The 24398-nt window shown below is 72.9% G+C and carries 22 protein-coding genes, 3 tRNA genes and 1 pseudogene; 18 read left to right on the plus strand and 8 right to left on the minus strand.

From position 1 onward, the window contains the following. Window positions 1–199: 199 nt before the first annotated feature. The gene (locus IE321_RS04330; protein WP_043226369.1) at window positions 200–1837 is read right to left on the minus strand and encodes an acyl-CoA dehydrogenase family protein; all 1638 of its coding nucleotides are present in this window, start codon (window positions 1835–1837) and stop codon (window positions 200–202) included. Window positions 1838–1854: 17 nt separating this feature from the next. On the opposite strand from IE321_RS04330, the gene IE321_RS04335 reads away from it, so the two are divergent. Both IE321_RS04335 and IE321_RS04340 read left to right on the plus strand, forming a co-directional pair. Then, window positions 1855–2979 carry a YihY/virulence factor BrkB family protein gene (locus IE321_RS04335; RefSeq protein ID WP_079022186.1) on the plus strand — a complete coding sequence of 375 codons (1125 nt, stop codon included), beginning with the start codon at window positions 1855–1857 and terminating at the stop codon, window positions 2977–2979. 21 nt (window positions 2980–3000) lie between these two features. After that, a complete protein-coding gene (locus IE321_RS04340; protein ID WP_190221864.1) occupies window positions 3001–3726 on the plus strand; it encodes a helix-turn-helix domain-containing protein in 726 nt (241 codons plus the stop codon). On the opposite strand, the gene IE321_RS04345 is transcribed toward IE321_RS04340, so the two are convergent. Next, window positions 3678–4085, minus strand: coding sequence for a VOC family protein (locus IE321_RS04345; protein ID WP_190221865.1), 408 nt, complete (start codon window positions 4083–4085; stop codon window positions 3678–3680). The two genes, IE321_RS04340 and IE321_RS04345, sit on opposite strands and share 49 nt — an antisense overlap. Window positions 4086–4391: 306 nt before the next feature. Here IE321_RS04345 and rsgA point away from each other — a divergent pair, with 306 nt between their 5' ends. After that, window positions 4392–5507, plus strand: a complete 1116-nt coding sequence (gene rsgA, locus IE321_RS04350) for a ribosome small subunit-dependent GTPase A (RefSeq protein WP_190221918.1) — start codon at window positions 4392–4394, stop codon at window positions 5505–5507. A gap of 65 nt (window positions 5508–5572) precedes the next feature. Then, complete coding sequence (locus IE321_RS04355) at window positions 5573–6916, plus strand: bifunctional transcriptional activator/DNA repair enzyme AdaA (protein WP_190221866.1); 1344 nt, start codon at window positions 5573–5575, stop codon at window positions 6914–6916. Here the strand turns inward: IE321_RS04355 and IE321_RS04360 are convergent. Together IE321_RS04360 and IE321_RS04365 are read right to left on the minus strand one after the other, a co-directional pair. Continuing rightward, window positions 6903–7379, minus strand: a complete 477-nt coding sequence (locus tag IE321_RS04360) for a DUF456 domain-containing protein (RefSeq protein WP_190221919.1) — start codon at window positions 7377–7379, stop codon at window positions 6903–6905. The two genes, IE321_RS04355 and IE321_RS04360, sit on opposite strands and share 14 nt — an antisense overlap. A 105-nt stretch (window positions 7380–7484) precedes the next feature. Continuing rightward, entirely contained in the window at window positions 7485–8468 is a 984-nt protein-coding gene (locus IE321_RS04365; protein ID WP_043226364.1) for a helix-turn-helix domain-containing protein, read from the minus strand. A 232-nt stretch (window positions 8469–8700) separates the two neighbouring features. On the opposite strand from IE321_RS04365, the gene IE321_RS04370 reads away from it, so the two are divergent. Then, a complete protein-coding gene (locus IE321_RS04370; protein ID WP_190221867.1) occupies window positions 8701–12471 on the plus strand; it encodes a S8 family peptidase in 3771 nt (1256 codons plus the stop codon). Here IE321_RS04370 and IE321_RS04375 read toward each other — a convergent pair. Then, a pseudogene (locus IE321_RS04375) lies at window positions 12456–13672 on the minus strand (amidohydrolase family protein). The gene IE321_RS04370 and the pseudogene IE321_RS04375 overlap by 16 nt on opposite strands. A gap of 207 nt (window positions 13673–13879) precedes the next feature. On the opposite strand from IE321_RS04375, the gene IE321_RS04380 reads away from it, so the two are divergent. The 6 genes from IE321_RS04380 (at window position 13880) to IE321_RS04405 (ending at window position 16421) form a co-directional block, all read left to right on the plus strand. Next, window positions 13880–13952, plus strand: a tRNA-Thr gene (locus tag IE321_RS04380). 44 nt (window positions 13953–13996) lie between these two features. Continuing rightward, a tRNA-Met gene (locus IE321_RS04385) sits at window positions 13997–14069 on the plus strand. Window positions 14070–14158: 89 nt separating this feature from the next. Beyond that, complete coding sequence (gene rpmG, locus IE321_RS04390; protein WP_003956487.1) at window positions 14159–14323, plus strand: 50S ribosomal protein L33; 165 nt, start codon at window positions 14159–14161, stop codon at window positions 14321–14323. Window positions 14324–14426: 103 nt separating this feature from the next. Beyond that, complete coding sequence (locus IE321_RS04395; protein ID WP_043228847.1) at window positions 14427–14885, plus strand: MaoC family dehydratase N-terminal domain-containing protein; 459 nt, start codon at window positions 14427–14429, stop codon at window positions 14883–14885. Further along, window positions 14882–15310, plus strand: a complete 429-nt coding sequence (locus IE321_RS04400; RefSeq protein WP_043228845.1) for a MaoC family dehydratase — start codon at window positions 14882–14884, stop codon at window positions 15308–15310. The genes IE321_RS04395 and IE321_RS04400 overlap by 4 nt, the downstream gene beginning before the upstream one ends. Window positions 15311–15365: 55 nt before the next feature. After that, window positions 15366–16421 (plus strand): UDP-N-acetylmuramate dehydrogenase, encoded by a 1056-nt coding sequence (locus tag IE321_RS04405; RefSeq protein ID WP_043228843.1) that lies wholly within the window; start codon window positions 15366–15368, stop codon window positions 16419–16421. Between the two features lie 7 nt (window positions 16422–16428). Here the strand turns inward: IE321_RS04405 and IE321_RS04410 are convergent, their stop codons facing one another. After that, window positions 16429–17067 carry an NAD(P)-dependent oxidoreductase gene (locus IE321_RS04410; RefSeq protein ID WP_190221868.1) on the minus strand — a complete coding sequence of 213 codons (639 nt, stop codon included), beginning with the start codon at window positions 17065–17067 and terminating at the stop codon, window positions 16429–16431. Between the two features lie 85 nt (window positions 17068–17152). Between IE321_RS04410 and IE321_RS04415 the strand changes: the two genes are divergently transcribed. Then, on the plus strand, window positions 17153–17749 hold the full coding sequence (locus tag IE321_RS04415) for a TetR/AcrR family transcriptional regulator (protein ID WP_043228840.1): 597 nt from the start codon (window positions 17153–17155) through the stop codon (window positions 17747–17749). Here IE321_RS04415 and IE321_RS04420 read toward each other — a convergent pair. Continuing rightward, window positions 17742–18761, minus strand: coding sequence for an adenosine deaminase (locus tag IE321_RS04420; protein ID WP_190221869.1), 1020 nt, complete (start codon window positions 18759–18761; stop codon window positions 17742–17744). The two genes, IE321_RS04415 and IE321_RS04420, sit on opposite strands and share 8 nt — an antisense overlap. Window positions 18762–18889: 128 nt before the next feature. Next, on the minus strand, window positions 18890–20116 hold the full coding sequence (locus tag IE321_RS04425) for a pyridoxal phosphate-dependent aminotransferase (RefSeq protein WP_190221870.1): 1227 nt from the start codon (window positions 20114–20116) through the stop codon (window positions 18890–18892). 202 nt (window positions 20117–20318) lie between these two features. Between IE321_RS04425 and IE321_RS04430 the strand changes: the two genes are divergently transcribed. The 6 genes from IE321_RS04430 (at window position 20319) to IE321_RS04455 (ending at window position 24238) form a co-directional block, all read left to right on the plus strand. Further along, a tRNA-Trp gene (locus tag IE321_RS04430) sits at window positions 20319–20391 on the plus strand. Between the two features lie 104 nt (window positions 20392–20495). Next, window positions 20496–20780: a preprotein translocase subunit SecE gene (gene secE, locus IE321_RS04435; RefSeq protein ID WP_043228836.1), complete on the plus strand. Its 285-nt coding sequence runs from the start codon at window positions 20496–20498 to the stop codon at window positions 20778–20780. A gap of 44 nt (window positions 20781–20824) precedes the next feature. Continuing rightward, window positions 20825–21724 carry a transcription termination/antitermination protein NusG gene (gene nusG, locus IE321_RS04440; protein ID WP_190221871.1) on the plus strand — a complete coding sequence of 300 codons (900 nt, stop codon included), beginning with the start codon at window positions 20825–20827 and terminating at the stop codon, window positions 21722–21724. A 185-nt stretch (window positions 21725–21909) separates the two neighbouring features. Further along, entirely contained in the window at window positions 21910–22344 is a 435-nt protein-coding gene (rplK, locus tag IE321_RS04445) for a 50S ribosomal protein L11 (protein ID WP_030494213.1), read from the plus strand. Between the two features lie 109 nt (window positions 22345–22453). After that, a complete protein-coding gene (gene rplA, locus IE321_RS04450; protein ID WP_190221872.1) occupies window positions 22454–23182 on the plus strand; it encodes a 50S ribosomal protein L1 in 729 nt (242 codons plus the stop codon). Between the two features lie 150 nt (window positions 23183–23332). Further along, window positions 23333–24238 (plus strand): SCO4651 family lipoprotein, encoded by a 906-nt coding sequence (locus tag IE321_RS04455; RefSeq protein WP_043228832.1) that lies wholly within the window; start codon window positions 23333–23335, stop codon window positions 24236–24238. Window positions 24239–24398: the final 160 nt, after the last annotated feature.

A 24398-nucleotide genomic window follows, 5' to 3' on the forward strand; every position in this document is an offset into this window, starting at 1 on the left:
ACCCCGGCCCTTCCGCACCCGCACGAGCGGGCGCGCGGCCGCGCGCCCGCGCCCCGGGCGCCTCGCCCCACGAGCGGCGGCACACCACTTCGGCCCTTCGGCCGACGCGCGGACGGTCGCCCGTCCGCGCCCGGCCACCTCACCCCCGGCCACTTCGCCGCACAAGCCGCGGCACCCCACCCGACCCCGCCCCGGCGGCTCACCCCACCGCCCGCGCCCGCTCCACCACCGCGCGCAGGTCCAGCGTGTGGGGGAGCGTGCCGAAGGCCGAGCCCGCCTCCCCGCCCAGCCGGCCCGCGCAGAACGCGTCCGCCACCTCCGGCGGGGCCCAGCGCACCAGCAGCGCCCCCTGGAGGACCAGCGCCATCCGCTCCGCGAGCCGCCGGGCCCGCGCCTCGACGCCGTCCAGATCGGCCAGCTCCGTGAGCAGGCCCCGGATCGCCCGGTCGAGTCGCGGGTCCGCGCCCCGCGCCTCGCCGACCTCCCGCAGATACGCGTCCAGCGCCGCCGGCTCCGTCCGCAGCGCCCGCAGCACGTCGAGCGCCTGGATGTTCCCGGCGCCCTCCCACACCGAGTTGAGCGGCGACTCCCGCAGCAGCCGGGGCAGCCCGGACTCCTCCACGTACCCGTTCCCGCCCAGGCACTCCAGCGCCTCCGCCACCACCGGCACGCACCGCTTCGTCACCCAGTACTTCGCCGCCGGCACGGCGATCCGCAGCAGCGCCAGGTCCCGCTCGGTACCGGAGTCGTACGCCGCCGCCAGCCGCATCCCGAGGACGGTCGCCGCCTCCGACTCCACCGCCAGGTCCGCCAGCACGTTCCGCATCAGCGGCTTGTCGGCCAGCAGGCCCCCGAAGGCCGCGCGGTACGAGGCGTGGTGCACGGCCTGCGCCACCGCCTGCCGCATCAGCGCCGCCGAACCCAGCACGCAGTCCAGCCGGGTCGCCGCCACCATCCCCATCACGGTCCGCAGCCCGCGCCCCTCCTCGCCGACCCGGCGGGCCCACGTCGTCCCGTCGAACTCCACCTCCGCCGAGGCGTTCGACCGGTTGCCCAGCTTGTCCTTGAGCCGCTGGATCGCGAACGCGTTCCGCGTGCCGTCGTCCAGCACCCGGGGCACCAGGAAGCAGGTCAGCCCGCCGGGCGCCTGCGCGAGCACCAGGAAGGCGTCCGACATCGGCGCCGAACAGAACCACTTGTGCCCCGTCAGCAGGTAGGCGCCGTCCGCCGCCAGCGGCCGGGCCGACGTCGTGTTCGCCCGGACGTCGCTGCCGCCCTGCTTCTCCGTCAGGCCCATCCCCAGCAGCGCCCCCGCCTTCCCGGCGGCCGGCCGCAGCTCCCGCTCGTACACCCGGGAGGCCGCGAGCGGCTCCCAGACCGCCGCCAGCTCCGGCTCGGCCCGCAGCGCCGGCACCGCCGCGTGCGTCATCGACACCGGGCAGCCGTGCCCGGCCTCCGCCTGCGTCGCCACCAGGAACCCGGCGGCGCGCCGCACGTGCCCGCCCGGCCGCCCCCAGGCGTCCGTAAGGCCCGCCGCCACCGCCTTGCCGAGCAGCCGGTGCCAGGACGGATGGAACTCCACCTCGTCGATCCGGTGCCCGTACCGGTCGTGGGTCCGCAGCCGCGGCGGGAAGGCGTTCGCCAGCTCGCCCCACTCCCGCACCTGCTCCGAACCCGTCGCCCGGCCCAGGGCCCGCAGCTCCCCGAGCGCCTCGTCGAGGAGCTCCGCCGGCAGGTGCCGGGAGACCGCCTCGGCCAGGGCCCGGTCGGACGTGAAGACGTCGTACCCCACCAGGGGCGGAGCCTGATTGGTCACGGTGTGGGAGGCCGCTGTCATGCCGATACGGTAAGCAGGTGCAGGCAGCAAGCGAAACACCCGACAGGCCGGAGCGGCGACCCTGGAGCAGGCTCCACCGGGCCCGTGTCCTCTACCGCAACGTCTCCAAGCGGAAGATGGTCTGGCTGCTCCTCAAGGACACCGTCAACTCGTGCATCGAGTACCGGATCCTCGGCCTCGCCGCCGAAGCCGCCTTCTTCACCCTGCTGTCGCTGCCGCCCCTGCTGCTCGGCCTGATCGCCGTCCTCGGCTACGCCGACGACTGGACCAACACCGACACCGTCGCCAGCATCGAGGAGAACATCCTCCGCGCGGCCGGAACGATCCTCTCCGAACGCGGCGTCGGCGAGATCGCCCAGCCGATCCTCGACGACATCACCCGGGCGAAACGGCCCGAACTCATCTCGCTCGGCTTCGCCATCGCCCTGTGGTCCGGCTCCCGCGCGGTGAACGTCTTCATCGACACCATCACCGTCATGTACGGCCTCGACGGGCAGCGCGGCATCGTCAAGACCCGGCTCCTCGCCCTGCTCCTGTACATCGTGGCGCTGCTCATCGGAGCCGTCGTCCTGCCCCTCGCGGTCGTCGGCCCCGACCGGGTCGTCGAACTCGTCCCCTGGGGCACCGACGTCGTCGCCGTCCTCTACTGGCCGGCCGTCATCCTGCTCTCCATCGCCTTCCTCACCACGCTCTACCACGTCTCCGTCCCCGTCAGGTCGCCCTGGATCGAGGACATCCCGGGCGCGCTCGTGGCCCTCGCGATGTGGGCCTTCGGCAGCTTCCTGCTGCGGATCTACCTGACGAGCCAGGTCGAGGGCCCCACCATCTACGGCTCCCTCGCCGCCCCCATCGCCATCCTCCTGTGGATCGGCGTCTCCGCCTTCGCCGTCCTCGTCGGCGCGGCCGTGAACGCGGCCATCGACCGCGTCTGGCCGTCCGTCGCCACCGCCGCCGCCCGCGAGGCCAACGAACGGGCCCGCGCCGTCCAGGCGGCCGAGCTCGTCGCCCGCATCCGCGCGGAGGCCGAGGACGTCGACGAGGACGACCCCGACATGCCCTCCGAGTTCCCCGAGCGCTGGTCCCGGTTCCTCCCCCCGGACGACGTGAAGTCCCGCCTCCACACCGGCTGGGAGAAGGACTGACGGACCGGCGACACTGGGAGGATGGTGTACGAGGAACGCCCCGCCCGGCTCGACGGCGCCGTCCTGTGGACCCGGACCGCGCCCGCGCCCGTCGTCTCCGACGCCCTCGTCGTCCCCGACGGCTGCATGGACCTCATCTGGGCCGACGGCCGGCTGCTCGTCGCCGGCGCCGACACCCGCGCCCACCGCTCGGCGGAGGCCGTCGCCCGCTACGCCGGACTCCGCTTCGCGCCCGGTGACGCCCCGCGCCTGCTCCGCGCCCTGGCCGCGGTGCTGCGCGACCGCCGGCCCGACCTGGCCGACCTGTGGGGCGCCGGCCCCGCCCGCCGCCTCGCCGGACGGATCGGCACGGCCCCGGACCCGGCCGCCGCCCTGGAGGCGTACGCCCTCCGCGGGGCCGCCCGCACCGGACCGGCCGACCCGCTCGTCCGGGCGGTCACCGACCGGCTCGGCGCGGGCCGCCCCGTCGACGAGATCGCCGACGCCCTCGGCCTGGGCGTCCGCCGCCTCCACCGGCTCTCCCTGGCCGCCTTCGGCTACGGCCCCAGCGTCCTCGCCCGGGTCCTCCGCCTCCAGCGCGCCCTGGCGCTCCTCCGCGCCGGGCTGCCGCCCGCCGAGGCCGCCGCCCGCGCCGGCTACACCGACCAGGCGCACCTGAGCCGCGACACCCGCGCCCTGGCGGGGACGACCCCGGCCGCCTACGCGCGGGTGTCGGCCGTGGTGTCGGCGAACAGCGAGATCCCGTAGCCGTCCGGGTCGCGCACCACGGCGTACCGCTGCCCCCAGACCGCGTCCCACGGCTTCAGGTGCCCCTCGTACCCGGCCTCCGTCAGCTCCGCGTACGCCGCGTCCACCTCCTCGGCCGTGTCGCACCGGAAGGCCAGCTCCGCCCGGCTGCCCTCCGTCGGCCGGAACGACGGGTCGAAGGAGCGGACGGACTCCTCCGTGTCCCAGGCCAGCCGCAGTCCCCCGGGCAGCACCGTCTCCACGTGGGGAGCGCCGTCCGCCCCCTCGGGGAAGGCGAGGCCGAGCCGCCGGTAGAAGGCGAGCGAGGCGGCCATGTCGGCGACCACCAGGCCGATGAGGTCGAGTCGAGGTGTCTTCATGCCCCCGACGCTAGGCCGCCGGCGGGCCCCGGTCTTGTACGGATCGGACACGGGAAAAACCGGTGGCGCCGTCCGCGGGGCCCCGGCTAGGGTGACGCACGTCTGGGACCGCCGGACCCCGCAGGCGCGCCGCGCGCCGGGAAAGACACAGGAGGTGTGACCGATGGCTGTCGTCACGAAGGGCCTTGCCCGCACGCAGAAGTTCGTTCACACCACCTCCGTGGCCACCGGCTGACCTCACCGGAAACACCGCATCGCCGGGGCCACCCCTGTGAAGGGTTCCCCTTGTCTTTCCCGCGTTCCCCGCTGTCCTCCTCCCTCTCCACCTCCCCTTCCGTCTCCTCCGTCCTCGACGCCCACGGCTGGGACTCCGGCTGGGCCGAGAACTTCGCGCCGTACGCCGCGCAGGGGCTCGTTCCCGGACGGGTCATCCGCGTCGACCGCGGCCAGTGCGACGTCGCCACGGCCGACGGGGTCGTCCGGGCCGACACCGCCTTCGTGACGCCGCACGATCCGCTGCGCGTCATCTGCACCGGCGACTGGGCTGCCGTCGACCCCGAAGGGGCGTCCGACCCCCGGTACGTACGGGCCTGCCTGCCGCGGCGGACCGCCTTCGCGCGGTCGACCTCGTCCAAGCGGTCCGAGGGCCAGATCCTCGCCGCCAACGTCGACCACGCCGTCATCACCGTCTCGCTCGCCGTCGAGCTGGACCTCGGCCGGATCGAGCGCTTCCTCGCCCTCGCCTGGGAGTCCGGCGCCCAGCCGACCGTCGTGCTGTCCAAGGCCGACCTGGTCGGCGACCCGGTCGTCCTGTCCCACCTGGTCGAGGACGTCCGGGCCGCGGCGCCCGGCGTCGAGGTGGTGCCGCTCAGCTCGGCGACGGGGGAGGGGATCGAGGTCCTCTCGGCCGTCGTCTCCGGCGGCACCACCGTGCTGCTCGGCGTCTCCGGCGCCGGCAAGTCCACCCTCGCCAACGCGCTCGTCGGCGAGGACGTCATGACCGTCCAGGCGGCCCGTGACGTCGACGGCAAGGGCCGGCACACCACCACCACCCGCAACCTCTTCGTGCTGCCCGGCGGAGGGGTCCTCATCGACACCCCGGGGCTGCGCGGCGTCGGCCTGTGGGACGCGGAGGCCGGCGTCGGCCAGACCTTCGCGGAGATCGAGGAGCTGGCCGCCGAGTGCCGCTTCCACGACTGCTCCCACGAGTCCGAGCCGGGCTGCGCGGTGGCCGCCGCCCTCGACGACGGCACCCTCGCGGTGCGCCGCCTGGAGAGCTACCGCAAGCTGCTCCGCGAGAACCAGCGGCTCGTCGCCAAGACCGACGCCCGGCTGCGCGGCGAGATGCTCAAGGACTGGAAGCGCAAGGGCGCCGAGGGCCGGGCCGCGATGGCCTTCAAGCGCGAGGGCCGGCTGCGGTAGCCGCCCGCCGACGCCGTGTCCGAATCCCGCCGGTGTGCGGCGGTCCGCCGCCGCACACTGGAGGCATGACGGACGACGAGGGCGACACCCTCTACCAGGCGGTGAGCAGCAGGGACGCGCGCTTCGACGGGGAGTTCTTCTTCGCCGTCCGCACCACCGGCATCTACTGCCGGCCCAGCTGCCCCGCCGTCACCCCCAAGCGGCGCAACGTCTCCTTCTTCCCCACGGCCGCCGCCGCCCAGGGCCACGGCTTCCGCGCCTGCCGCCGCTGCCGGCCCGACGCGGTGCCCGGCTCCGCCGAGTGGAACGTCCGGGCCGACGTCGTCGGCCGGGCCGTGCGGATGATCGGCGACGGCGTCGTGGACCGCGAGGGCGTCCCCGGCCTCGCCGTCCGGCTCGGCTACAGCACCCGCCAGGTCCAGCGCCAGCTCACCGCCGAGCTGGGCGCCGGAGCGGTGGCGCTCGCCCGCGCCCAGCGGGCCCACACCGCCCGCGTCCTGCTCCAGACCACCGCCCTGCCGGTCACCGACATCGCCTTCGCCGCCGGTTTCAGCAGCGTCCGCCAGTTCAACGACACCATCCGGGCCGTCTACGCCCGCACCCCGACCGAGCTGCGCGCCGAGACGTCCGGGCCGCGCTCCGCCCCCGCCACCGGCGTCCCGCTGCGGCTCGCCTACCGGGGGCCGTACGCCGCCGCCGAGGTCTTCGACCTGCTGGCCGCCGAGGCGCTGCCGGGCGTCGAGGAGGTCACCGGCCCGCCCGGCTCCCGCACCTACCGGCGCACCCTGCGGCTGCCGTACGGCCCCGGGGTCGTCGCCGTCGGCGAACGGGCGCCCGGCCGCTGGCTGGAGGCCCGGCTGCACCTCGCCGAACTGCGCGACCTGACCACCGCCGTGCACCGGCTGCGCCGCCTCCTCGACCTCGACGCCGACCCGTACGCGGTCGCCGAGCGGCTCGGCGCCGACCCCCGGCTCGCCGCCTCGGTCGCCGCCCGGCCCGGCCTCCGCTCACCGGGCGCCGCCGACCCGGAGGAGTACGCCCTGCGGACCGTCCTGGGCCCCGCGGAGTCCGCCCGCGTCCTCGCGGAGTCGGGTACCCCGCTGGACGCGCCCGACGGCACCCTCCGGGCGCTCTTCCCGCCCCCGGGGGCGCTCACCGCGCACCCCGTCGCGGGGCCGCTCGCCCGCGCCCTCGCCGCCGACGCCCTGCGCCTGGACCCGGGCGCCGACCGCGATGAGGCGGCCCGCGCCCTCGCGGCCGTCCCCGGCGTCGAGGCCCGCGACGCCGCCCTGATCCGGGCCCGCTCGCTCGCCGACCCGGACGTCCCCCCGCCGGACGGCCCGGACGCGCCGGAGTGGGCCCCGTGGAGGTCGTACGCCCGGCGTCACCTGGAGGTCAGCCGAAGATGACCGCGCCCGCCCACGCCCCCACGATCAGCAGACAGGCGAAGAGCTCGACCAGCACGCTGGTGCCGGCGGCGCGCATCAGGGTCCGGGTGGCGGCGCGGGCCTGGCCGTGGCCGCCGAGGCGGCGCCGCTCGGAGAGGTAGACCCCGCCGACGAAGCCGGGCACGGCACCCAGCACCGGGATCAGGACGAAGCCCAGGAGGGCGCCCGCGCCCGCGTACCCGATGGTCCGGCGGGTGAGGCCGACGCCCCGGAAGCGGCGCGGCGGCAGCTGCCAGACGACCACCTGGGTGAGGAGCAGCAGGGCGGTCGAGGAGACGAGCAGGATCCAGGCGAGGCCGGTCTGCACGTGCAGCGACCACCAGAGCACGGCGGCCCACACCAGCCAGCTGCCCGGCACGCCGGGTGCCAGGACCCCGAACAGGCCGAACAGCATGACCGCCGCGACCATCAGGAGCTGCCACACACCCACGCGCCCAGCCTCCCCCACCCGGCCCGTTCCCGCAGGTCGCGAGGGCCGTTCGGGGAGGGGTCGCCGCCCCGCGGTCCGCCGGCCGCGGCCCGCGCCCGGTCAGCGGCGGGCCACCCAGCCCTTCTCGTACGCGTGCCAGCCGAGCTGGAGGCGGGTCGTCACGGCGGCCAGTTCCATCAGGCCCTTCACCCGGCGCTGGACGGTCCGCAGGCCGAGGTCCAGCTGCTTGGCCACGCTCGCGTCGGTCATGCCGGCGAGCAGCAGGGAGAGGATCTCCAGGTCGGTGATGTCGGGACCCGGGGCCTGGTCCTCGCTGACCTGGGCGCCCGCGCCGAGCCGCAGCGGCAGCGCCTCCCGCCAGACCGCCTCGAAGAGGCCCATCAGGGACTCCAGCAGGCCGCTCGCGTGCACCACGAGCGCGGCGGGCTCGGCGCCCCGGCCGGTGAGCGGCACCATCGCGAGGCTGCGGTCGGCGACCACCAGCTTGGTCGGCACCCGGTCGACGACCCGGATCTGCTCCTCGCGGCCGAGCGCGGCGGACAGTTCGAGCAGCCCCGACGGGAGGGTGAGCACCTCGCGCTCGACGACCACCCGGTAGCCGACGCCCCGCCCGGCGGCCAGCTCCTCGGCGTCGTTCTCCAGTCCGGAGACGGCGATCGGCTTGCCCGTGACCAGCGCGCAGACCTCCTCGGTCGCGCCGAGCTGGAGCTGGAGGAAGCGGTGGGTGACGGCGCTCGCGCCGGTGACCACCTCGACCAGGTCGTGGACGGCCGGTTCGGTCGCCTCCGCGCGGTACTCCTCCGCCAGCAGCGCCGCCGCCAGCTCCGCCTGCTCCAGCTCGTGCCGCTGCTGGGTGAGGAGGGCGCCGAGCGCGACCGCGGGCGGGGCCGCCACCCAGCGGCCGGTGCGCGCCGAGGACTGGGCGGCGAGGCCCTGCGCCTCCAGGCGGCGCAGGGCCCGTTCGGTGTCCTGTTCGGGGAGCGAGAGCCGGTGCGCCAGGTCGGTGACCTCCGCCGCCCCGAGCGCGATCAGCGCCCGGTACGCGGACTCCTGCCGCTCGTCCAGTCCTATCGCACCCAGCATCGGTTCCCGCCCCTCGCCGTGCCTCCGGCGGACCGCGCGCGATGTTCCACGGGCGTTCTCCGGAGGCATTCGTTCCGTTGGTGACCTGGCGGGAAACGGCCACGGCGTATTCCCGCCTCTTCCATCATCCCTGTACCGGCCTCACCTCTGCCAATGTGGCGCCACCGCAGCACCAACCACCTCCGGTTACAGGTGACTTGCGCCTGTTGCCCGGATTCTGATGGGGAGAGCGATGCGCCCGATTTCGCGTACGGCCCTGGGAGCGGCGACCGCCGCCGTCCTGGCCGTCACCGCGGCCCTGCCGTCCGTCGCGGCCCAGCCGCCGGCCGGCGGCACCGCGGAACGCCCGCCGGTCGGCAGCGAGGCCCAGGCCCGCACCGGGGAGCGGGCCGCCACGGTGACCCTGGTCACCGGCGACCGCGTCCTGGTCAGCCGGGACGAGCGGGGCGACCCCGCGGCCACCGTGCTGCCCCGCGAGGACGGCACCGTGCCGCTGGTCCAGACCCGCCGCTCCGGCCAGGACCTGTACGTGTACCCCGAGGGCGCCACCGCCGCGCTCGCCGCCGACCTGGTCGACGAGGAGCTGTTCAACGTCACCGGCCTGGTCCGCCAGGGCTACGACGACGCCTCCACCACCACCCTGCCGCTGATCGCCGTCTACGGCTCCGGCGCCACCGCCCGCACCGCCCCGGCCGCCCCCCGCGGCGCCCGCCGCGGCCAGGTCCTCAGGACCATCGGCGGCGTCGCCCTCCAGGCCGACAAGAAGCAGGCCGCCACCTTCTGGTCCGAGGTCTCCGCCCCCGCCGCCCGCTCCGCCTCCGCCGGCATCGAGAAGCTGTGGCTGGACCGGAAGGTCGAGGCGTTCCTGGAGCGTTCGACGGCTCAGGTGCACGCCCCGGAGGCGTGGGCCGCCGGCTACGACGGCACGGGCACCAAGGTCGCCGTCCTCGACACCGGCGCCGACGCCGAGCACCCCGACCTCAAGGGCCGGATCACCGCCTCGGAGAACTTCACCGACTCCGCGACCGCCGGTGACTTCCAGGGCCACGGCACCCACACCATCTCCACCGTCGGCGGCTCGGGCGCCGCGAGCGGCGGCAAGAAGAAGGGCGTCGCGCCGGGCGCCGAACTCCTCAACGGCAAGGTCCTCAACGACTCCGGATCCGGCGCCACTTCGTGGATCATCGCCGGTATGGAGTGGGCCGTCGCACAGGGCGCCGACGTCGTCTCCATGAGCCTCGGCAACCCCTCCGAGACCGACTGCGACGACCCGATGAGCGCCGCCGCCGAACAACTCGCCCAGAACGAGGGCACGCTGTTCGTCATCGCCGCGGGCAACGCGGGCCCGTCCCTCAACTCCGTCTCCTCGCCCGGCTGCGCGCCCAGCGTCCTCACCGTCGGCGCCACCGACCGCGACGACTCCACCGCGTGGTTCTCCAGCCGCAGCCCGATCGCCAACGAGGCCCACACCCTCAAGCCGGAGATCACCGCCCCCGGCGTCGGCATCTCCGCCGCCGCGGCCGGCGGCCGGGGCCTCTACGCGTACCAGGAGATGTCCGGTACGTCGATGGCCACCCCGCACGTCGCCGGCGCCGCCGCGATCCTGAAGCAGCGTCACCCCGACTGGACCGCGCAGCAGTTGAAGGCCGCGCTCGTCGCCTCCGCCGAGACCGACATCCCCGGCGACGTCCGGGAGACCGGCGGCGGCCGGCTCGACGTCAAGGCCGCGATCGACCAGACGGTCCTGTCCGCCCCCGCCGTCCAGGGCGGCACCTTCCACTGGCCGCAGGACCGCAGCGACCGCACCACGGTCACCGTCCCCTACACCAACGCCTCCGCCGCCCCCGTCACCCTCGACCTCGCCGTCGAGAAGGTCACCGGCAACGACGGCTCCGCCGTCCGGTCCTCCGTCGCCCGCCTCGGCAAGCGGACCGTCACCGTCCCGGCCGGCGCGACCGTCGAGGTCCCGCTGGCGATCGACCCCACCGCCCGCCTGGAGCGCGCGCAGTACGGCGACGTCACGGGCAGGGTCGTCGCCACCGCCCGCGGCGGCGTCCACGTCTCCACCCCCTTCTCCCTCTACGTCGAGCCCGAGACGGTCACCCTCCGCGTCAAGCTGATCGACCGCCGGGGCAGGCCGGCCGACGGCGCGTCCTCGCTCGACGTCATCGGCACCGACACCGCGTCCGGCGAACGCCGCTTCAACGAGGGCGCCGCCGACCAGGTCTTCCGGGTCCGCCCCGGCAGCTACTTCCTCACCTCCTTCGTCACCACCCCCGACGCCGGCGAGGGCGCCACGCTGACCGACTCCCTCACCCACCTGGCCCGCCCGCAGCTGGAGGTGCGCAAGGACACCACCGTCGTCCTCGACGCCCGCGAGGCCGCCCGGCTGTCCGTCCGCACCGACCGGCCGTCCGAGGCCCGCGGCACCACCCTCGCGTTCGCCCGCTCCTGGGACGACGTCTGGATGCACTCCGGCACCGCCATCGGCCCGCGCTCCATCCGTGCCTACTACGCCTCCGTCGAGGGCGAGACCCGCGACGGCTCCTTCGAGTCCGGCAGCTACTGGCGCGCCGCCGCCCCGCAGATCTCCTCGCTGCGCACCGGCGACGGCCTGGACCTCCACCCGCTGACCGCCTCCACCGGCTCCGACAACCTCGACGGCACCGGCTCCGCCGTCCTCGTCGACGCCGGCACCGGCACCCCCGACGAGCTGAAGGCCGCCGGAGTCCGGGGCCGCCTCGCCCTGGTCCGCCTCCCCGACACCACCACCGGCGTCGCCGCCGCGGCCCGCGACGCCAAGGCCGCCGGCGCGATCGGCATCGTCGTCCACCACGAGTCGGCGCTCCGCTGGTACCCCACCGGCGGCTTCACCGGAGTCGGCCTGCCCGCCCTCGCGGTCCCGGCCGCCGAGGCCGGCGCGCTCCGCGACCGCCTCGCCGCCGGCGAGGTCACCCTGCACTGGAAGGCCACGGCCAAGCCGTCCTACGTCTACAGCCTCGCCTTCCCCGAGACCGGCGAGGTCGACCGCGACCGCGTCTACCGGACCCGCGACTCCCGTCTCGGCCGCTCCGAGGTCTCCTACGGCTCGGCGGGCGTCGCCGCGGACTTCATGAACTTCCCCGCCGCGTACCGCCCGAACGGCCTCGCCGTCGGCTTCGCCGGCCTGGAGACCGTCCCCGCCCCCGGCAGCCGCACCGAGTACTACACGACCGGTGACACCGCCTGGCAGCAGATGAGCGGCAGCAGCTTCCCCTACGGCGAGCTGATGGTCGGCGACCGGCACACGTACGCCCCGGGCGAGAAGCGCACCGAGCGGTGGTACGGCGGCGTCATCGTCCCGACCGCCCCGCGCTCCACCGACGGCGAGCCCGTCCTCGTCGCCGAGCGGCAGGGCGACCTCATCGGCTTCTCCGCCGCGATGTGGGGCGACGGCTCGCACCACGCCGAGCCCGGCTCCTTCGGCGACCTCGGCAACCTGCGGCTGCGCCGCGACGGCGAGCTGATCGGCGAGAACGCCTGGCCCTTCGGAGCCTTCGAGGTGCCCGCCGAGCGCGGCACCTACGAGCTCGAACAGAACACCATGAAGATCGGCAACCGGAACTGGGCCCGCTCCACCTCCGTACAGTCGATCTGGAAATTCACTTCCCAGCTCGACGAGACCGTCTATTCTCAGGGCATCCCGATTCTCTTCCCCCGGTACGACCTGCCGGTGGACGGACTCAAGACCCTCGCCGCCACCGACGGCCAGCGGATCCGCCTCTCCGTGACCGGTCACGCCGGATACGAGCCGGGCGCCCTCACCTCGGCCACGCTCTCGTACTCCTACGACGGGGGCACCACCTGGACCGAGGCGCGGGTCGCCGAGGCGGGCGGCGAGTGGATCGCGACCGTGGACCACGCGGGCGCGACGGGCAAGCCGGTCACCCTGAAGACCGAACTGACGGACGCCAACGGCAACTCCGTCACCCAGACCGTGGTCCGCGCCTACGACGTGCGCTGACCACGCCGGTCCGCCGGGCGTCCTTCCCGTGGGGGGTGGGGCCGCCCGGCGGACCACCCATTCGCAGCAACGGTTTTCCTCGTGTCCCGTTTTCCCGGGCCGCCCGCGGTGGACAATAAGGGCATGACGCAGCAGGGGGACAACTGGTGGGACGCGCTCTACGACGAAGCGGCGGAGGAACCCGCCCCGACGGCCTCGGGTGACACCCTCGACGCCCGCTTCGCCTCCGCCGCCCGGGCCACCGCGCCCGAGCCCGCCACCCCACCGCCACCACCCCCGTCCGCACCCGAGGCCACCACGCCGCCGCCCCCCGTGACCGCGCCCCCGCCGACCGCAGCAGCCGCACCGGCGCCGTGCCCCGCCGCTCCGTCCCCGCGCAGCCGCCCTGCGGCAGGCAGACCGCCGTCACCCCCGCGGCCGCCAGCCGGTCGGCCGTCCGGCCCGCCACGTCCTCCGGCAGCCGGGCGAGCCCCGCGCAGGGGCCGAGGGAGACCCCGGGCCGCAGCCCGCCGGCCATCGCCGCGAAGCGGGCGAGCCGCGCCGGGTCGTCCCCGTCGGTGTGCAGGTCCACCGGCACGCCGTGCTCGGCCGCCACCTCCAGGACCGCCTCCACGTACCCCGTCGGGTCCGGGTCCAGGTCCGGGCGGCCGCCCACCACCGCGGCGCCCATCTTCACCGCGTCCCGCAGCATCGCGAGGCCGTCGGCGCCCGCCGCCCCGGTCAGCAGCCGGGGCACCGCCACGGCCGTCAGGTCCGCCAGGCCGCGCAGCGAGCGCCGGGCCTGGAGGACGGCCTCCAGCGGGCCCAGCGCGTGCACGTCCCCGATCCGGACGTGGGCCCGCAGCGCGGTCGCCCCGTGCCCGAGCTGGAGCAGCGCCGCCTCGGTGGCCCGCCGCTGCACCTCCTCGGGGGCGTACGAGACCGGCCCCGTGGTGTCCCCGGAGAGCGCCGTGTCGGCGTGGGCGTGCGGCTCGGCCGGGGCCGGCAGCAGCAGGTAGCCGGCCAGGTCCACCCGGGACCCGGCGGTGCTCAGGCTCCCCGCGGTGCCGACGGCCTCGATCCGGCCCTTCACGAGCCGCACGTCCACGGTCCGTCCGTCGGTCAGCCGGGCGTTCGACAGCAGGAGCGCGCTCGCGTCCTCGGTCGCCGCGCCGCCCGCGTCGTCGGAGGGCGGACGGGGCTGCTTGCTGTCGGCCGACATCGGGCTCCTCACCAAGTCACCAAGATCGAGATCACGCAGCGTGGGGCAGAGCCTAGGGGCGGTCGTCGCCGCCTTCGAGGAGGAGCGCAATAGTCGTACCGATGAGTCCACGAGTGGCGTACGGGACGGGGGTGGGGGCCCTCCGGAGCGGGCCGCCCCAAAGGATTTGGGTGATGGGCCGCAGACCGTGTAATGTCTTCCTCGCTCGCCCCAATAGCTCAGTCGGCAGAGCGTCTCCATGGTAAGGAGAAGGTCTACGGTTCGATTCCGTATTGGGGCTCTGGTGTAGGGAATCCCGCCTTCGGGCGGGGCTACCGACATCAAAGCGGTGTAGCTCAGTCGGTAGAGCAAGCGGCTCATAATCGCTGTGTCACCGGTTCAAGTCCGGTCACCGCTACACACGGTAGCCGATTGTGGGGTCGGTCCTGCGATCGGCTACTCTTTCATGCGTTCATCCATCCCATCCGTCCGTCAAGGAGCACTCACGTGGCTGCCACCGACGTCCGCCCGAAGATCACGCTGGCCTGCGTGGAGTGCAAGGAGCGGAACTACATCACCAAGAAGAACCGGCGTAACAACCCGGACCGTCTTGAGATGAAGAAGCACTGCCCCCGCTGCAACTCGCACACCGCGCACCGCGAGACGCGCTAATCAGGCTCGTTCACGAGGCCGTCCCCGCCAGGGGGCGGCCTCGTGGCGTTTCCCGGCACGCTCAGCACTATCGGCAAAAGATCCAGCAGGAGGTATCGAGTCCATGGCGCTCGACCAGTCCTTCGTGGGCCGGACCTATCCGCCCACCGCGCCCTACGAGGTCGGCCGCGAGAAGATCCGCGAATTCGCCGAGGCGATCGGTGACGCGAATCCCGCGTACACCGACCCCGAGGCGGCCAAGGAACTCGGCCACCCCGATGTGATCGCCCCGCCGACCTTCGTGTTCGCCATCACATTCAAGGCCGCCGGCCAGGTGATCGAGGACCCGCAGCTCGGCCTCGACTACAGCCGCGTCGTCCACGGCGACCAGAAGTTCGCCTACACCCGGCCCGTCCGCGCCGGCGACCGCCTCGCGGTCACCTCCACCATCGAGGCGATCAAGTCGATGGCCGGCAACGACATCCTGGACATCCGCGGCGAGGTCCACGACGAGACCGGCGAGCACGTCGTCACCGCCTGGACCAAGCTCGTCTCCCGCGCCCCCGAGGAGGTCGGACCGTGACCGCGAAGATCGCCTACGCCGAGGTCGAGGCCGGCACCGAGCTGCCCGCGCGGACCTTCCCCGTGACCCGCGCCACCCTCGTCCAGTACGCCGGCGCCTCCGGGGACTTCAACCCGATCCACTGGAACGAGAAGTTCGCCGTCGAGGTCGGACTCCCGGACGTCATCGCCCACGGCATGTTCACCATGGCCGAGGCGATCCGCGTCGTCACCGACTGGGCCGGCGACCCCGCCGCCGTCGTCGAGTACGGCGTCCGCTTCACCAAGCCCGTCGTCGTCCCGAACGACGGCGTGGGCGCCCTGATCGAGGTCTCCGCCAAGGTCGCCGCCAAGCTGGACGACAACCTCGTCCGCGTCGACCTGACGGCCACCAGCGCGGGCCAGAAGGTGCTCGGCATGAGCCGGGCCGTCGTCCGGCTCGCCTGACGGCCGGAGGGGTACGTATGCGGCGCCCGCGCCCCGCATACGTACCCTTGTCTGCGTGCAGCTCCTCAACGACGCCCCCCTCGCGCCCCTGACCACCTTCCGGCTCGGCGGGCCCGCCACCCGGCTCGTCACGGCCACCACCGACGACGAGGTGGTCGCCGCGGTTCGCGAGGCCGACGCCTCCGGGACCCCGCTGCTCGTCATCGGCGGCGGCTCCAACCTGGTCATCGGGGACAAGGGCTTCGAGGGCACCGCCCTGCACATCGCCACCACCGGCTTCTCCCTCGACGGGACCCGCCTGGAACTCGCCGCGGGCGAGGTCTGGACGGACGCCGTCGCCCGGACCGTGGAGGCCGGACTCGCCGGGATCGAGTGCCTCGCCGGCATCCCCGGCTCGGCCGGCGCCACCCCGATCCAGAACGTCGGCGCGTACGGGCAGGACGTCTCCGCCACCATCAGCGAGGTCGTCGCGTACGACCGCCGCGCCGAGGAGACGGTCACCCTCACGAACGACCGGTGCGCCTTCTCGTACCGGCACAGCCTCTTCAAGGAGCACCCCGAGCGGTACGTCGTGCTGCGGGTCCGCTTCGCGCTGGAGGACGCCGGCGGGATGTCGGCGCCGATCGCCTACCCGGAGACCGCCCGCGCCCTCGGTGTGGAGGCCGGCGACCGCGTGCCGCTGGCGACCGCCCGCGAGACCGTCCTGAGGCTCCGCGCGGGCAAGGGCATGGTCCTGGACCCCGAGGACCACGACACCTGGTCCGCCGGCTCCTTCTTCACCAACCCGATCCTCACGGCGGGGGAGTACGCGGCCTTCCTCGCGCGCGTGGCCGACCGCCTCGGCCCCGAGGTCGCCCCGCCCGCCTACCCGGCGGGCGAGGAGCACACCAAGACCTCCGCCGCCTGGCTCATCGACAAGGCCGGCTTCACCAAGGGGTACGGCTCCGGCCCCGCCCGCATCTCCACCAAGCACACCCTCGCCCTCACCAACCGCGGCGAGGCCACCACCGAGGACCTCCTCGCCCTCGCCCGCGAGGTCGTCGCGGGCGTCCACGCCGCCTTCGGCATCACCCTCGTCAACGAGCCGGTGACGATCGGCGTCCAGCTCTGACCCGCCCCTAGTAGGCGACGCCCACGCCCTGCCGGACCGTCGACGGGTCGTCGAGGGCCGCCAGCATCGCGTGGGCCACGTCCGCGCGGGCCAGGGTGCGGCCCCGGGGCGGGGTGCCACCGACGACCGTGCGGTAGCGGCCGGTCAGCGGCCTGTCCGTCAGCTTGGGCGGGCGGACGGAGGTCCAGTCGGTGGCGCTGGCGGCCAGCTCGGACTCCATGACCCGCAGGTCGGCGTAGACGTCCTTCAGGACGCTGTTGACCACCGCGAGGACGGCCTTGTCCAGCAGTCCCTCGCCCTCCGGGGTCGGCCCCACGGGGGCCGCGCTGACCACCACCAGCCGCCGCACGCCCTCGGCGTCCATCGCGGTCAGCACCGGACGGGTCAGCCGCGCGGCGATGCCGGTGGCCGCGTCCGCCCTGCTGCGGGCGCCCAGACCCGAGAGCACCGCGTCCCGGCCGGCGACCGCGGGGCGCAGGGCCCCGGCGTCGCCGAGGTCGGCGCGGTGGACCTCCAGGCGTTCCCCGGTCACCGCGAAGCGCGCGGGATCCCGCACGACCGCCGTCACCTCGTGGCCGGCCCCGAGGGCCTGCCGGACGATCTCCTGACCGATGCCGCCGGTCGCACCGAAGACGGTGAGCTTCATGACGCAGCCTCCCAGGTGGGTGAGTACTCACTCACCCCAGGGTGGGTGGATACTCACTCACACGTCAAGGCTGTGTGGAGGGTGCATGGAACAGAAGCCGACCAGGGTCCGGATCGTCGACGCCGCCCGCGACCTCATGGGCACCCTGGGCCTCGCCCGCACCACCACCAAGGAGATCGCCAGGGCGGCGGGCTGCTCGGAGGCCGCGCTCTACAAGCACTTCGACAGCAAGGAACAGCTGTTCCTCACCGTCCTCACGGAACGGCTGCCCCGCCTCGGCGGCCTCCTGGAGACGCTCGCCGTCGACCCCGGCGGCCGCACCGTCGAGGAGAACCTCACCGAGATCGCCCGCCAGGCCGCCCTCTTCTACGAGCAGACCTTCCCGATCGCCGCCTCGCTGTACGCGGAGCCCCGGCTCAAGGCCCGCCACGACGCCGGCATGCGGGAACTGGGCGCCGGGCCGCACAAGCCCATCGAGGGCCTCACCGCCTACCTCACGGCCGAGCAGCGGCACGGGCGCATCGGCCCCGACGCCGACCCTGGGGCCGCCGCCGCCCTCCTCCTCGGCGCCTGCGTCCAGCGGGCCTTCGCCTACGGGACGACCCCGGAGGGCGAGCCGCCGCAGTCGCTGGACGCCTTCGCGGGCGCCGTCGCCCGCACCCTGATGAGGGGCCTCAGCTAGCCAGCCAGTCGTCGACGCCGGACAGGAGCTTTCCGCGTACGTCCTCCGGGGCCGCGGAGGCGCGGATGGACTGGCGGGCCAGTTCGGCCAGCTCCGGGTCGGTGAAGCCGTGGTGGCGGCGGGCGATCTCGTACTGGGCGGCGAGGCGGGAGCCGAAGAGGAGGGGGTCGTCGGCACCCAGCGCCATCGGGACGCCCGCGTCGAAGAGGGCGCGCAGGGGGACGTCCTCGTGCTTCTCGTAGACGCCCAGGGCCACGTTCGACGCGGGGCAGACCTCGCAGGTCACCCCCCGCTCGGCGAGCTTGCGGAGCAGGCGCTCGTCCTCGGCCGCCCGTACGCCGTGGCCGACGCGGGCCGCCCGCAGGTCGTCCAGGCAGTCCCGCACGGAGGCGGGGCCGGTCAGCTCGCCGCCGTGCGGGGCCGCCAGGAGACCGCCCTCGCGGGCGATCGCGAAGGCCCGGTCGAAGTCGCGGGCCATGCCCCGGCGCTCGTCGTTGGAGAGCCCGAAGCCGACCACGCCCCGGTCCGCGTACCGCACCGCGAGGCGGGCGAGGGTGCGGGCCTCCAGCGGGTGCTTCATGCGGTTCGCCGCCACCAGGACCCGCATCCCGAGACCGGTCTCCCGGGCGGCCGAGTCGACCGCGTCCAGGATGATCTCCAGGGCCGGGATCAGACCGCCCAGGTGGGGCGCGTACGAGGTCGGGTCGACCTGGATCTCCAGCCATCCCGAACCGTCCCGCACGTCCTCCTGCGCCGCCTCCCGCACCAGCCGCCGGATGTCCTCGGGCGAGCGCAGGCAGGAGCGGGCGATGTCGTACAGGCGCTGGAAGCGGAACCAGCCGCGCTCGTCGGTCGCGCGCAGCTGCGGAGGCGTCCCGCTCTTCAACGCCTCCGGCAGGTGCACCCCGTACTTGTCGGCCAGTTCGAGGAGGGTCGAGGGCCGCATCGAACCGGTGAAGTGCAGGTGCAGATGGGCCTTGGGCAACAGGGTGAGATCGCGGGGGTGCTCCATCGCCCGATCCTGCCTTACCCGAATGGCGGTATGCACGGCGATTCCCCGATCGATACCCGCCCGAACGCAAAAACGGGCCCCGGTTCCGAGGAACCGGGGCCCGCTTCGTGCGACGGGACGCGGAGGGATCAGTCGCGGGCCTCGGCCAGCAGCTTCTGGATCCGGGACACGCCCTCCACCAGGTCCTCGTCACCCAGCGCGTACGACAGGCGCAGGTAGCCGGGGGTGCCGAAGGCCTCGCCCGGGACGACCGCGACCTCGGCCTCGTCCAGGATCAGCGCGGCCAGCTCGACGGAGCTCTGCGGGCGCTTGCCGCGGATCTCCTTGCCGATCAGGCCCTTCACCGACGGGTACGCGTAGAACGCGCCCTCGGGGGTCGGGCAGTAGACGCCCTCGATGTCGTTGAGCATCCGCACGATCGTCTGGCGGCGGCGGTCGAAGGCGGTGCGCATCTCGGCGACCGCGTCCAGGTTCCCGGAGACGGCGGCCAGCGCGGCGACCTGGGCCACGTTGGAGACGTTGGAGGTGGCGTGCGACTGGAGGTTGGTCGCGGCCTTCACGACGTCCTTCGGGCCGACGATCCACCCGACGCGCCAGCCGGTCATCGCGTACGTCTTGGCCACGCCGTTGACCACGATGCACTTGTCGCGCAGCTCGGGCACGATCGCCGGCAGCGAGGTGAACTTCGCGTCGCCGTAGACCAGGTGCTCGTAGATCTCGTCGGTGAGGACCCACAGGCCGTGCTCGACGGCCCAGCGGCCGATCGCCTCGGCGTCGGCCTCGCTGTAGACGGCGCCCGTCGGGTTCGAGGGGGAGACGAAGAGGACGACCTTGGTCCGCTCCGTGCGGGCCGCCTCCAGCTGCTCCACCGAGACGCGGTAGCCGGTGGTCTCGTCGGCCACGACCTCCACCGGGACACCGCCGGCGAGCCGGATCGACTCCGGGTAGGTGGTCCAGTACGGGGCCGGGACGATGACCTCGTCGCCCGGGTCGAGGATCGCGGCGAAGGCCTCGTAGATCGCCTGCTTGCCGCCGTTGGTCACCAGGATCTGGGAGGCGTCCACCTCGTAGCCGGAGTCGCGGAGCGTCTTGGCGGCGATCGCGGCCTTCAGCTCGGGCAGGCCGCCGGCCGGCGTGTAGCGGTGGAACTTGGGGTTCTTGCAGGCCTCGACGGCCGCGTCGACGATGTAGTCCGGAGTCGGGAAGTCGGGCTCGCCGGCGCCGAAACCGATCACCGGGCGCCCGGCGGCCTTGAGGGCCTTGGCCTTGGCGTCGACGGCGAGGGTGGCGGACTCGGAGATCGCACCGATCCGGGCGGAGACCCGACGCTCGGTGGGAGGGGTAGCAGCGCTCATACGGCCATCGTCCCAGACCGTTTCCCGGCCCGGCACACAGGTTTCAGGGAGCGGACAGGAGTGGTCGATACCGGTCGCGGTGCGGTCCGCGGGCAGGTCGGCACGGTTCGTGTTCGACGGGAGGCCCCAAGGTCACGTACACTCACTCCTCGTTGGCCCGCACCGACCACATCACCGATGAGGTAGGTTGGGGACGCCACAAAGGGTCGTAGCTCAATTGGTAGAGCACCGGTCTCCAAAACCGGCGGTTGGGGGTTCAAGTCCCTCCGGCCCTGCTACACACACCGCCAGGTTGTGTGCGCATGTACGTCTTCATTGCATTGTCGTGCGGCTCCACCCGGGCGCGGCACGGCCACGACCCGGAATCAGGTGAGAGATCGTGACGGACGCCGTTGGCTCCATCGACATGCCTGATGCCGAAGACGCGTCCGAGTCGAAGAAGAAGGGCCGCAAGGGCGGCAAGCGCGGGAAGAAGGGCCCTCTGGGCCGTCTCGCCGTCTTCTACCGGCAGATCATCGCCGAGCTCCGCAAGGTCGTCTGGCCCACGCGTAGTCAGCTCACCTCGTACACCACGGTCGTCATCGTCTTCGTGGTCGTGATGATCGGCCTGGTGACCGTGATTGACTTTGGCTTCCAGGAAGCAGTCAAGTACGTCTTCGGCTGACTTTTTGTTCCACCCCATCTGTATCGCAGGAAGAAGCAGCCACCGTGTCTGACGCGAACCTGAACGACGCCTTCGAGTCCGAGTCCGTCGAGGACGAGCTGGACATCGTCGAGGCCGCCGACGAGGACGAGGACCAGGACGAGGCTGCGGACGCCGCGGCGGACGACGCCGCCGGGGACTTCGCGGACGACGAGGACGCGGACGACGAGTCCGCCGACGAGACCGACGCCGAGGACGAGACCGACGAGGTCGAGACCGAGGACGACGACGTCGAGGTCGAGGACGCGATCGAGGAGACCGAGGAGGAGGCCGAGCCGGCCGCCCCGGTCGACCCCGTCGCCGCGCTCCGCGAGGAGCTGCGCACCCTGCCCGGCGAGTGGTACGTCATCCACACCTACGCGGGCTACGAGAAGCGCGTGAAGGCCAACCTGGAGCAGCGCGCCGTCTCCCTCAACGTCGAGGACTTCATCTACCAGGCCGAGGTGCCCGAGGAAGAGATCGTCCAGATCAAGGGCGGCGAGCGGAAGAACGTCAAGCAGAACAAGCTCCCCGGCTACGTCCTCGTCCGCATGGACCTGACGAACGAGTCCTGGGGCGTCGTCCGCAACACCCCCGGCGTCACCGGCTTCGTGGGCAACGCCTACGACCCGTACCCGCTGACCCTGGACGAGATCGTCAAGATGCTCGCCCCGGAGGCCGAGGAGAAGGCCGCCCGCGAGGCCGCCGAGGCCGAGGGCAAGCCGGCTCCGGCCCGCAAGCTGGAGGTCCAGGTCCTCGACTTCGAGGTCGGCGACTCGGTCACCGTCACCGACGGCCCCTTCGCCACCCTCCAGGCCACGATCAACGAGATCAACCCCGACTCGAAGAAGGTCAAGGGCCTCGTCGAGATCTTCGGTCGCGAGACCCCGGTCGAGCTGAGCTTCGACCAGATCCAGAAGAACTGATCGACTTCCGGTCGTTCGCTAGATCATCACCGAGTTTCCGGACAGGTCAGAAGGGCTGCCAAAGCCCTTCTGACCTGCTCGGTTTTTGGACGCACGGCCATACCCGTTATCGTTGTGCGGTATGCCTCCATCCGGATGACCGGATGGATCGGCTGAAAAACTCTCACTAGGACCCGGAGAGAGCAATGCCTCCCAAGAAGAAGAAGGTCACGGGGCTCATCAAGCTCCAGATCAACGCCGGTGCGGCCAACCCGGCCCCGCCGGTCGGCCCCGCGCTCGGCCAGCACGGCGTCAACATCATGGAGTTCTGCAAGGCCTACAACGCCGCGACCGAGTCGCAGCGTGGCTGGGTGATCCCGGTGGAGATCACGGTCTACGAAGACCGCTCCTTCACCTTCATCACCAAGACCCCGCCGGCCGCGAAGATGATCCTCAAGGCCGCGGGCGTGGAGAAGGGCTCCGGCGAGCCGCACAAGACCAAGGTCGCCAAGATCACCGAGGCGCAGGTCCGCGAGATCGCCACCACCAAGATGCCCGACCTCAACGCGAACGACCTGGACGCCGCGTCGAAGATCATCGCCGGCACCGCCCGTTCCATGGGCATCACGGTCGAGGGCTGATCACCCCCCCTCGTGACCTCAGTGGTAGGGCCAGCGCTTGGTCCGCACCACGACTCCACACCTGCCACGCGGCGACAGCCGCATGGTGCAACAGCCAACAGGAGCAGAAGTGAAGCGCAGCAAGTCCCTCCGCGCTGCGGACGCCAAGATCGACCGGGAGAAGCTCTACGCTCCCCTCGAGGCCGTCCGCCTTGCCAAGGAGACCTCCACCACGAAGTTCGACGGCACCGTCGAGGTCGCCTTCCGCCTGGGTGTCGACCCGCGCAAGGCCGACCAGATGGTCCGTGGCACCGTGAACCTCCCGCACGGCACCGGCAAGACCGCCCGGGTCCTGGTCTTCGCGACCGGTGAGCGTGCCGAGGCCGCGGTCGCCGCGGGCGCCGACATCGTCGGTTCCGACGAGCTGATCGACGAGATCGCCAAGGGCCAGCGCCTGAACGAGTTCGACGCCGTGGTCGCCACCCCGGACCTCATGGGCAAGGTCGGCCGCCTCGGCCGCGTGCTCGGTCCCCGTGGCCTCATGCCCAACCCGAAGACCGGCACCGTGACGCCCGACGTCGCCAAGGCGGTCAACGAGATCAAGGGCGGCAAGATCGAGTTCCGCGTCGACAAGCACTCGAACCTGCACTTCATCATCGGCAAGGCGTCCTTCGACGACACGCAGCTGGTGGAGAACTACGGCGCGGCCCTGGAGGAGATCCTCCGTCTGAAGCCGTCCGCCGCCAAGGGTCGCTACATCAAGAAGGCCGCCATCAGCACCACGATGGGCCCCGGCATCCCGGTCGACTCGAACCGCACCCGCAACCTCCTCGTCGAGGAGGACCCGGCCGCGGTCTGAGCCCTTCCGGCTCGGTAGCAGTCAGTCCTGAAAGCCGCCCCCCGTTCCTCTTCCGAGGAACGGGGGGCGGCTTTTATTGCGTCCCCCCTGTCGTAGCCGTCGGTTACGGTTCAAGAAACGGCAAAGACGATCAAGGGGTGGGGAACACCTATGAGCAAGTCCACCTGGAAGCGTGCGGGCGTCGCGCTGACCGCGGCGGCCCTCGTGACGGGCCTGGCCGGCTGTAACGACGGCGACGCGAAGGCCGGCGGGAAGTCCGGCGGCGCCAGCCCCGTGCAGGCCCTCACGGCGGCGTTCGAGAAGACCACGGCGGCCAAGGCGGCCAAGGTCAAGATGACCATGAGCATCGAGGGCGTCGGCGCCGAGTCCGGCACCATGGAGATGAACGGCGTCCAGGGCTGGGACCCCGCCGTCATGGACTACACGATGACGGGCTCGATGCTGAGCGCCGGCGACCCGGACGCCCCCGAGCAGATGCGCATCCTGATGCTCGACAACGTCATGTACATGGACATGGGCGAGAAGCAGGCCGCCGAGATGGACGGCAAGCGCTGGATGAAGCTGGACATGAAGGCGGCGGCCGCGGAGTCCGGCGACAAGGCCCTCCAGAAGCAGATGACCGGCGGCCTGGACAACATGAACCAGGACCCGGCCCAGCAGCTCGCCCTGCTGCTGGACTCCCCGGACCTCAAGCACGTCGGTGCCGAGAAGGTCAACGGGATGGAGACCCAGCACTACAAGGGCACGCTCACCTTCGAGCAGATGCTGAAGGCGAACGAGTCGTCGAAGGTCCTCTCCAAGGAAGAGCACCAGAAGCTCGTCGAGAGCGTGAAGAAGACCGGCCTCAAGGGCTACGACACCGAGGTCTGGGTCAACGAGGACGGCTACCCGGCCCGCATGGACGTCTCCATGGAGATGGCCGAGGGCTCCGTGCAGATCCGCGCCGACTACAGCGACTACGGCACCAAGGCCGCCGTCCAGGCCCCGCCGGCCTCCGAGACCGTCGACCTCTTCAAGATGCTCCAGGACGTCGGCGGAGCGGGCGCCGAGGGCTGATTTGCCCCTGGCCCCGGCCATCACGTACGCTTCCACAGAAGCCAAAGACCGCTGGTCGTTGCTGTGCCCCTACCGGGTGCGGTGGCCGAAGGATCCGCTGACTGCGGACGACCCGCGCAGGTGACTGTGGAAAGTTCCCGGACGTTCTCGTCCGGTCGAG

The organism is Streptomyces hydrogenans, from assembly GCF_014656075.1.
In the GTDB taxonomy this organism is placed as follows: Bacteria; Actinomycetota; Actinomycetes; order Streptomycetales; family Streptomycetaceae; genus Streptomyces; species Streptomyces hydrogenans.